This window comes from Salinispora pacifica CNR114, from assembly GCF_000514775.1.
Lineage (GTDB): Bacteria > Actinomycetota > Actinomycetes > Mycobacteriales > Micromonosporaceae > Micromonospora > Micromonospora pacifica.
Window position 1 is genome coordinate 293,672 of sequence record NZ_AZWO01000004.1, and the last position, 8,719, is coordinate 302,390.

An 8,719-nucleotide genomic window follows, 5' to 3' on the forward strand; every position below is an offset into this window, starting at 1 on the left:
CCACTCCCCCCGCGTGCGCTAGCACGCGGAGAGCCGGCCGACCCGCCGTCGCACGTCAGCCCTTGATCGGGCTGCTCTGGTAGGAAAAGAGCCTCCACTCGCCCTTGTCTCGGACAACCACCCAGGAGATTCGCTGCCGCTGGTCGGCTGACAGCCCGCTCTCCCCCTTGGAAACGATGCCACCCGTGGAAATCACCAACGCTGTATCCGCATTGATGAAGAAGACATCATCGGGCTCGTCCTCGACCCGCGAGCCCCGCAGTCCCGCTGCGAAGGCTTTGCCGAGGTACGCCTGGATGGCGTCCCGGCCCCGCATCTGCTCGTCACCGAGGAGCATGCTGCCGTTGGCCGCAAACGCGTCCGCCACCCCGGCCGCGTCATTACGGTCCCACGCACCCCGGACCCGTAGCGGGGCGCTTAACGCGGCACCCTCCGGCCCCTTGGTGAATGCGCCATAGTGGGTAGCCCACTGCTTTGCCTGATCGACGAGGACCGCCGACTTTGACTTCATCGTCTCTCCTTCAGGGACGTACTGGTTCGGCAGGAGGTCACCAGCGCAGGGTGGCGCCGGCGCCCCGCGGGCTGTTCTGGTAGGCGGCGAGCTTCCACTCGCCGTTGCGCTTGACGACGACCCAGGTTGACCGGACGGCCAACTCGGGTGAGATCTCCGTCTCGCCCTCGGCCAAGATGCCGCCGTGGGTACGCAGCAGCGCAATGTCCTCACCGAGGAAGCGGACGTCCACTGGGCGGCCGGTCACGCCACTGTTTTTGAACGGTCCCGCGTAGGCGGCGGCCATGAAGGCCCGAATTTCCTCGCGGCTCTTCTTGTAGACGTCACCGGGAAGAATCAGAATTCCGTCCTCGGTGAAGACGTCAGCGACGCCGTCGGCGTCGTTGCGGGCCCAAGCGGCGACGAGACGCAGCGGGACGCTGAGCGCCTGCTTTTCCCTTTCCCCAGTGAACTCGCCGTAATAGGCATCGAGGGCGGCTTTGTCGTTCGCCACACCGGGCGATGAGGTCGCTGTAGACACGGCACTCTCCTCCGTCGATCGACCTTACTTGGAAATGATGTATCTCTCCCGGATGTTGAGGCTTCTCTGCGATTGCGGCAGGAGCGCACGGGGAGAGATGGAACCGCGGACCGTCAACGTTTCGAGCTGCAGTCGCTCCGGCAACCCACGACAGCCCGGCCCCGCTACGGCTCAGCGATTCAGGGTCGACCGGGCCACCGCGAGTGCTTGCTCATAGTCCGGGTGCGCACCGATTTCCGCGACATACTCCACGTGCACCAGCTGATCGGCCGGGTCCACCACAAACACTGCCCGCGCCAGCAGCCGGAGCTGCGCCACAACGACTCCGTATGCCAGCCCGAAGGAAAGGTCGCGGTGGTCCGAGGCGGTCCACACCCGATCGAGGCCACTTGCCCCGCACCAACGCGCCTGAGCAAAGGGCAGGTCCACTGAGACAGCAAGCGCGGCTACCCCGTCGAGCGCGGCGGCCTCCTCGTGGAACCGCCGGGTCTGCTGATCACAGACCTCGGTGTCCAGCGACGGTACTGCCGACAGGATCCGAACCGCGCCCGGTGCGAAGTTCAGCCCCAACGGGGAGAAGTCGCTGCCGAGCACGGTGAATTCGGGTGCCGGCCCACCCACCTTCACCTCGCCGCCAGTGAGGGTCACTGGGCGACCGCGGAAGGTCACCACCCCATCCCGCATTACATCGATAGTCATCACTTATCTCCCGTCGTCCGGCGGCTGTCTTGGCGCGTCGAACCGCCGGGCCCCGGCGGCGCTCCAGCAGCATCCCCACCTCCGCGACGGCGCCGCACCTTTGCCTGTGCCCTCCCCACCTCGCCCCCAGCCCCAGCCCCGGCCCCAGCCCCGGCCCCGGCTCCCAGCAATGCAGAAGGTGCGGACAGCACGTCAACAGCCAGACGATTGCGTCCCGGGGCAGCCAGCTCGGCCCGTCCGCTTCGCGCTGCCGTGGCGACCGCCACCCGGCACCGGCATCCGCCGTCAACCCGCGTTGCGCGGCCGCCATCACGAGAAGGAGTTCACCGTGCCCAGCACCGCGTCAACGCCCGGCACCGCCACCGCAATCCTGGCTGCCGCTGGGGTCAAAGAGGATGTCTCCTACTACGGCTCGTTCCTCGACGAACGAGAAAAGCTGGTGCTGACCGTGCCGATCCGGATTCAGGATGCCTGGCTACACAACGACGCCGACGCGTTCGCCCGGGTCTTCACCGACAACGGGAGCCTGCTGATGCAGGACCACCAGCTGCGGGGGCGCGACGAGATTCACGCCTACATGGCCGCTGGCTTCGCCGGCGGTCTGCGGGGCGCCTCGGTCAAGGGTTGGCCGCTGTCGGTGACATTCCTCCGCGACGATGTCGCCGCCTTGGTGACCGAGGGGGGCATCCGGCTACCCGGCGAGACCGAGACCGCCCGGGAGCGACAGATCCGCGCCGTCTGGGTCGTCGTGCGCCAGGGGGAGGACTGGCGACTGGTGTCGCACCAGTCCAGCCCCATCTACGGCTAACAACGTGATCACAACAACGTTCCGGTAATCAACGCGCGCCGCTGCCAGAGTCGCCCGTGGTGCGCCGCTCCGGTGGCGGGCTCGGTGTCCAGCCGCGGCATCGCCTCCGGGAGGCGGTCCAACCGGTCGGTCTCCCTGCGGCGCAGGCCGGTGAGCGACCGGAACCGCCGCTACCAGCTCCGTTGTGACAGCCCACAGTCATCACCGTTGAGTTGCCCACCGAATGTCGGCATCCGCACCACCCGTTACCTTGTTGATCGTCCCCGCCGCCACAGGCCGTGCGACAAGGACTCGAGTCCCCTCCCACTCAGGGATGCGACAGCGGCGCACCCGAGCACTACCAGCCCGATCCAGGTGGAGACCTTCGACGCACAACACTCGGCGAACGGTAGAGCTCGGCAATCGCACCGTGAGGCAGTACCTCGCCCGCACCGGGGATCACCACGTGGACGGCGAGCTCGACAACAGGAATCTAAGGCCTCACCGAGACATGCGGCCACCGCCGGATCTGAAGGTTCGTCCACGACAAACAAACAATCGTACAGTGGCCGCCTCACGTCCGCCCCACCTGGGCGGCGAAATCCCAGGCGATAGCTGCCCCCCTACGGCTTGACGTCAGTCACCAGTTGCTTCGGCTGCCATGGGTGTTGGCTGGCTGCGTTCCTCCTCCGTCGCCGTTGGCTCGGTTGGCGGTGTCGCCGGTGGGGTCGAACCGGTCGGGGGGATATGCCGGAGCACCGCGGCAGCGATGACCGCGAGCAGGGCGACCATGGCTGCGTCGACAAAGGCAACCGAGACGAACGCCTGGGTGAAGGCATCCCGTGCGGCATCGAGGAGGTTGGTGCCCACCGCTTCGGGGAGTTGCTCGGCCGCGGCTACGGCACCAGCCAGAGTATCCCGGGCCGAATCGGCGGCACCGGGCGGCACCTCCTCGGGCATCGTGTCGCCGATCTGGTTTCGGTAGACAGCAGTTCCGACGCTACCAAGGACGGCGATGCCCAGCGCGGTGCCGACCTCGCCGCCGGTCATCGCCAACGAGCCAGCAGAACCCGCCTGCTCCGGTGGAGCGGATCCGACGACCAGGTCAGTGCCGAGCACATAGATCGGGGCGAGGCCGCCACAGGCAATAACGAGACCGATTTCGATGAGAGTCAGGCCGGACACATTCTGGACCTGGCCGACCAGCAGGAATCCGAGCGTACCGAGGGCCAGTCCACCCGCGACAACGGTCCCGGGACGAATCCGCTGGGCGATACCCGGGGACGCCAGGGAGCCGACGATAACCCCAACGGTATAGGGGATGATCAGCAGGCCGGCGCGGAACGGCGTTAGGCCCTCAACCAGCTGCAGATACTGGGTGAAGAACAGCAGGATGCCGCTGATGGCAACCCCGCTGAACAGCAGGACGCCAAGGGCGCCGCTGACCCCGCGGTTGGCGAGTAGGCGAAGGTCGAACAACGGGTCTTCCAGGCCACGCTGCCGACGAACGAACACCACGCCGATGACCAAACCGGTGCCGATGAAGAGGGCCGTCGGCCAGGTCAGGCCGTCCTCGACCACCTGCTTCAGGCCGTAGATGACCGGCAGGATGGTGCCCAGAGAAAGTAGCACACTTACCAGATCCACCCTGCCGGGCTTGACGTCACGGTACTCAGGAAGCAGGACCGGTGCCGTCACCAGAAGCAAGACCATGACCGGCACAGCCAGGAGGAATACCGAACCCCACCAGAAGAACTCGAGCATCACTCCGCCGACGAACGGACCAAGCGCCAGACCCACCATGAAGCAGCTCATCCAGATGCTGATGGCAACCGTCCGCTGCTTCGCGTTCCGGAACATGTTGCTGATCAGCCCGAGAGTGCAGGGCTGGATGGTGGCTCCGGCGACCCCCATCAGCGCCCGGGCGGCGATCAGCAGCTCTGCGCTCGTAGCGTAGGCGGCCAGCACCGACGCTACGGCGAATGCGGTCGCGCCCAGGAGCAATAGCCGGCGCCGGCCGATCCGATCGCCGAGGCCACCCATCGTGATGAGGAATCCAGCGACCAGGAAGCCGTAGATGTCCCCGATCCACAGCAACTGCGAGCTGCTGGGATTAAGGTCCGCGCTCAGGTGCGGGAGCGCCAGAAACAGCACGCTGAGATCGAGGGAGAGCAGCAGGGAGGGGAGGGCAAGTACGGCCAGCGCTGTCCACTGCCGGGGACCAGCTCGTTCCTCGGTCTGAGCTGAGGTCACGGTACTCATGCAGGAACCTTTCCATGATCGATCGCCGATCCGGTCGTGCCACGTGCGGACGCGGAGTCAGTAGGCCGACAGCCCCCGCCCCTTGTGCGGTCTCCTCCCCGGTCCCGGGTCAACCCGGAGCGGAGAACTGCTCACTAGTCGGTCCGTCGTGACAGCCTTCGTGGCTAGGACGGTGCCGGAGGCCGGCTTTCGACATCCAGCCAAGATCCGGTACACCATCGGACCTGTACGACCGGACGCCGGACGACCGGGACGACCAGCGATGGCGATGGCGATCAACGTGCGCCGGGGGTGAAGGCCACCGGTAGACGCTTGATCCCATTGATCAATGGCGACTTCAGTCGCGCCGGCTCGCCTGTGGCGTGGATGTCCGGAATTCGAGTCAGCAGTTCCCGAAACATCACCGAGATCTCCAGCCGGGCCAGGTGCGCCCCGAGGCAGAAGTGTGGACCAGGCCCACCGTAGCCGACGTGCGGATTCGGCGAGCGCCGCACATCGAAGCCCTCAGGGTGCACGAAGTAGTTCGGGTCTCGATTGGCCGCGCCATAGAACATAAGCACCTTGTCCCCCGGGCCCAAGAGTTGACCAGCGAGCTTCACCGGCTCAGCGTCCTCGGCAACCGTGCGCCGCTGGGAGATCACCGGTGAGCTCCACCGAACTATTTCCTCCACCGCGGTCGGGGTCACCCCGTCAATATCGGAGAGCCAGGCCTCCCGTTGCTCGGGAGACTGGGTGAGAAGCTGGATCCCCCAACTGATCGCGTTGCGGGTGGTCTCGGTTCCTGCACCGGTGAGCAGGATGAAGAAGTGAGCCAGCTCCGAGGGGGTAAGCGCCTCCCCGTTGACCTCTGCACTGAGCAGTTTGGAGATGAGATCGTCTGTGGGGTTCTTGGCGCGTAGCGTAGCCAACTCGTGCATCAGGTCGGCCAGTTCCTGACTGGCGACGCTCATAGCGAGCATCGCGTCGTTCTGTTCCCCGACGTACTCCGGGTCCTGGACGCCGAGCATCACGTTGGTCTGCTCGAACACGAACTGCTGCTGCGAATCCGGAATACCCATCATATTGCAGATGATGCCGAGCGGCAGCTTCGCCGAAATATCGACGACCGCGTCACACTCACCCCGCTCGACCACCTCATCGACGATCTGCTTGGCCATCTGGCTCGCATTGTCCATGAGCGCCGTGACGGCCTTCATGCTGAATCCCCGAGAGACGATACGCCGGAGTCGGGCATGCCGGGGGTTATCCATCGTGATTAACGATTGGTCGAGAAACTCGGCAGGCACTTCCATCGCGACATTACCCTTGCCGGAGATGAATACGCTGGGGTTGCGACTGACAGCAAGGACATCATCCATCCTGGTCAGTGCATAGTAGCCCCTCCCCCGGGGTGCCGACCCGAACTCCGGCGAGGCGAAATGCGGCAGCCCGGGCTGGGCCCGCAGCGCGTTGAACACAGCGTGTCGATATTCGAGCGGCTTGGTCCAGAAGTCGTTGTCAGAAAGGTCAACCGCATCAAGTTCGATCGGCACCGTCATACGTTCAGCCTCCTCGCGGCAAATCACCCGGGTCTCCCAGCGGCTACGCCTGCTGCGTCAAGGGCCACTGGATGGAATCTCAGAGGTGTTGGCAGGCAGTTTCGCACACGCAGCACACTCGTACAACTTCCAGATTGCGAAGTACGGGGCACATCGAAAGATGCGGCCACCTTTCGGCACGTGAACAGTGTGAGCGGGGCGTTCAGCTGAGGTCCAGGAAAGCCCTCCCAGACCAGTACACCGCAGCAGCCCCAAGGTTGCACGGGAACAATCGAGGGCGACGGCCGGCATCGACACCTTTACCGAGCCGGCAGGTAATCGACTGAAGGGAGAAAGTCGGCATGACCGCAACTGCGCAAGTCGCCCCGGACCCCCAGGGCACAAGTACACCGAGGAGACTGGACTCACTGACTGGACTGCGATTCTACGCCGCCCTGTTGGTCTTCCTTTTCCATACTGCTATTTTCGTGAACCCGGTCGACCTCACGGGACCCGGGATAAATCCTTTCGCCGATCCTGACATCGCTCAGTGGTATGGCCGCATCTTCAGCAACGGCGGCTTCGTCGGAGTTTCCTTCTTCTTCGTGCTAAGCGGATTCGTGCTTTCCTGGTCAGCAAAGCCGAGCAGTTCCACGCTAGCCTTCATCCGCCGCCGGGTAGTCAAGATTTTCCCCACCCACGTCGTGACGTGGGGTCTGGTTATGCTGCTCTTCGCAGCCGGCGTAACAAACTGGAAGTCGTGGCTGTCCAACCTACTCCTGGTACATGCCTGGTTCCCTGACTTCCAAATCAGCCAAAGCGTCAACACACCGTCCTGGTCACTCTGCAGCGAGCTGCTCTTCTACCTGTCCCTCCCCCTCATCATTCGGCCGATACGACGGATGTCCGTGCCCGGGCTATGGCTGAGTGCGGGGGCTATGTTTCTAGGCCTCATCGCCTTCCAGCTTATCGCAATGGCCTTCCTATCGACTCGCAACAGCGGAATTACCCCGGTGGGTGACGTGCAGTTCTGGTGGGGCTACCTCTTCCCCGTTGGCCGCATGTTCGAATTCGTTTTCGGCGCGCTACTGGCCCAGATCGTACTTGCCGGAAAGTGGTTCCGAATTCATCCGATAGCCGCTGTCGGGTTTATGGTCTTCGGCTACGTCGCCACCTACTTCGTGCCACCCCAGTTCAGTTTCAACGTGACCACCCTAATTCCGATTGGTGTCATGCTGGCGACGTTCGCCGATGCGGACCGACGGGGAGCGCCGACCGGACTACGGGGTAGGGTAGCCGTTTGGCTCGGCAACGTCTCGTTTGGCTTCTACATGTGCCAGACGGTGAGTGTCTTTTACCTCCTCTACGCTACCGGCGGTGGGACTTTCGACGTCCCCGTCGCCATCCTGGTCCTGCTCGGCCTTTTCGCCGCATCCCTTTTTGGCGGGTGGTGCCTGTACCGGTTCGTGGAGACGCCCATGATGCGTCGATGGGGCCGGGCACGGAACACACCGAAGCCGCAGCTCACCCCGGAAAAGGTCTGAGTTCACCACCACGCGGCTTCGGCAGGTCCACGCCGCTCACCCAACTGGCTCGCGCGCGGGAGAGCGTCGGATCAGCGGTATGGACGCCTGGCCGGTGGCCACCGGACTCGATCGGCTCCGGTGGCCACCGGAGCCGTCCGCACGCACACGGCTCCCAGACCATTGGGGTGGAGCCGTCAGCGCACCGCGGATCTTGGCGATGTCGAAACCCCCGCCCCCGCTCCGTCCCATCCAGGAAACCAGCACGACCGAGCGGAGGGTGAGGGCCCAGCTGCGCCCTCCCCTCCCGGTCGCCGCAGAACGAGCGCCGAAAGGGAACGGAATGCGAAAACTCATCGTGGTCAGTGCCGTGTCGATGGACGGCTTCTTCGAGGGCCCCGGGCACGACGTCATGGCAGTGCCGATGGAGAACTGTTTCGGCACCTACAACCTCGAACGGCTCCAGGCGGCCGACACCGTACTGCTCGGTGCGAACTCCTACACGATGTTCTCCAGCTACTGGCCCAGTGTTGCCGACGACAACTCCGCCTTCGAGGCCGACCGCGAATTCTCCAAGATCTACAACGTGGTCGACAAGGTGGTCGTCTCCGACCACGCCTCCCCGCCGCCGGCCGACCACCCCTGGGCCGACAACACCCGCATCATCAGCCGCGCCGACGCCCCCACCGAGATCGCCAAGCTCAAGGAACAGGACGGCAGGGAGATCGTCACCTGGGGCAGCCGGACCACCTGGAACGGACTCCTCCAGCACGGCCTGATCGACGAAATCCACGTACTCCTCGGCCCAGCCGCCCTCGCCGGCGGCACCCCGCTGTTCGAACACCCGGTCTCGCTCCGACGCCTCGGCGTACGCACCTTCGACAACTTCGACACCGTCCT

General features: G+C 64.7%; 8 protein-coding genes. 3 read left to right on the plus strand and 5 right to left on the minus strand.

Annotated features, from left to right (window positions below):
- Positions 1-55: 55 nt before the first annotated feature.
- The 3 genes from B118_RS0103530 to tpx all read right to left on the minus strand — a co-directional run bounded on the left by B118_RS0103530 (position 56) and on the right by tpx (position 1,730).
- A complete protein-coding gene (locus B118_RS0103530) occupies positions 56-511 on the minus strand; it encodes an SgcJ/EcaC family oxidoreductase (RefSeq protein WP_018810442.1) in 456 nt (151 codons plus the stop codon).
- 37 nt (positions 512-548) lie between these two features.
- The gene (locus B118_RS0103535) at positions 549-1,031 is read right to left on the minus strand and encodes an SgcJ/EcaC family oxidoreductase (protein ID WP_026270498.1); all 483 of its coding nucleotides are present in this window, start codon (positions 1,029-1,031) and stop codon (positions 549-551) included.
- Positions 1,032-1,202: 171 nt separating this feature from the next.
- Entirely contained in the window at positions 1,203-1,730 is a 528-nt protein-coding gene (gene tpx, locus B118_RS0103540; protein WP_026270497.1) for a thiol peroxidase, read from the minus strand.
- A gap of 328 nt (positions 1,731-2,058) precedes the next feature.
- On the opposite strand from tpx, the gene B118_RS0103545 reads away from it, so the two are divergent.
- Entirely contained in the window at positions 2,059-2,538 is a 480-nt protein-coding gene (locus B118_RS0103545; RefSeq protein ID WP_026270496.1) for an SgcJ/EcaC family oxidoreductase, read from the plus strand.
- Positions 2,539-3,153: 615 nt separating this feature from the next.
- On the opposite strand, the gene B118_RS0103550 is transcribed toward B118_RS0103545, so the two are convergent.
- Both B118_RS0103550 and B118_RS0103555 read right to left on the minus strand, forming a co-directional pair.
- On the minus strand, positions 3,154-4,779 hold the full coding sequence (locus B118_RS0103550; protein ID WP_027648764.1) for an MFS transporter: 1,626 nt from the start codon (positions 4,777-4,779) through the stop codon (positions 3,154-3,156).
- A 275-nt stretch (positions 4,780-5,054) separates the two neighbouring features.
- Positions 5,055-6,317 (minus strand): cytochrome P450, encoded by a 1,263-nt coding sequence (locus B118_RS0103555; RefSeq protein WP_043540981.1) that lies wholly within the window; start codon positions 6,315-6,317, stop codon positions 5,055-5,057.
- A gap of 341 nt (positions 6,318-6,658) precedes the next feature.
- On the opposite strand from B118_RS0103555, the gene B118_RS0103560 reads away from it, so the two are divergent.
- Both B118_RS0103560 and B118_RS0103565 read left to right on the plus strand, forming a co-directional pair.
- Complete coding sequence (locus tag B118_RS0103560) at positions 6,659-7,840, plus strand: acyltransferase family protein (RefSeq protein ID WP_018810435.1); 1,182 nt, start codon at positions 6,659-6,661, stop codon at positions 7,838-7,840.
- Between the two features lie 322 nt (positions 7,841-8,162).
- On the plus strand, positions 8,163-8,719 hold a 557-nt coding region (locus tag B118_RS0103565; protein ID WP_027648763.1), incomplete at its 3' end, for a dihydrofolate reductase family protein.

Excerpts from the sequence above, each read along its gene's own strand:
- B118_RS0103530 (WP_018810442.1), bottom strand. The coding sequence starts at position 511 with ATGAAGTCAAAGTCGGCGGTCCTCGTCGATCAGGCAAAGCAGTGGGCT.
- B118_RS0103555 (WP_043540981.1), bottom strand. The coding sequence starts at position 6,317 with ATGACGGTGCCGATCGAACTTGATGCGGTTGACCTTTCTGACAACGAC.
- tpx (WP_026270497.1), bottom strand. The coding sequence starts at position 1,730 with ATGACTATCGATGTAATGCGGGATGGGGTGGTGACCTTCCGCGGTCGC.
- B118_RS0103560 (WP_018810435.1), top strand. The coding sequence starts at position 6,659 with ATGACCGCAACTGCGCAAGTCGCCCCGGACCCCCAGGGCACAAGTACA.
- B118_RS0103550 (WP_027648764.1), bottom strand. The coding sequence starts at position 4,779 with ATGAGTACCGTGACCTCAGCTCAGACCGAGGAACGAGCTGGTCCCCGG.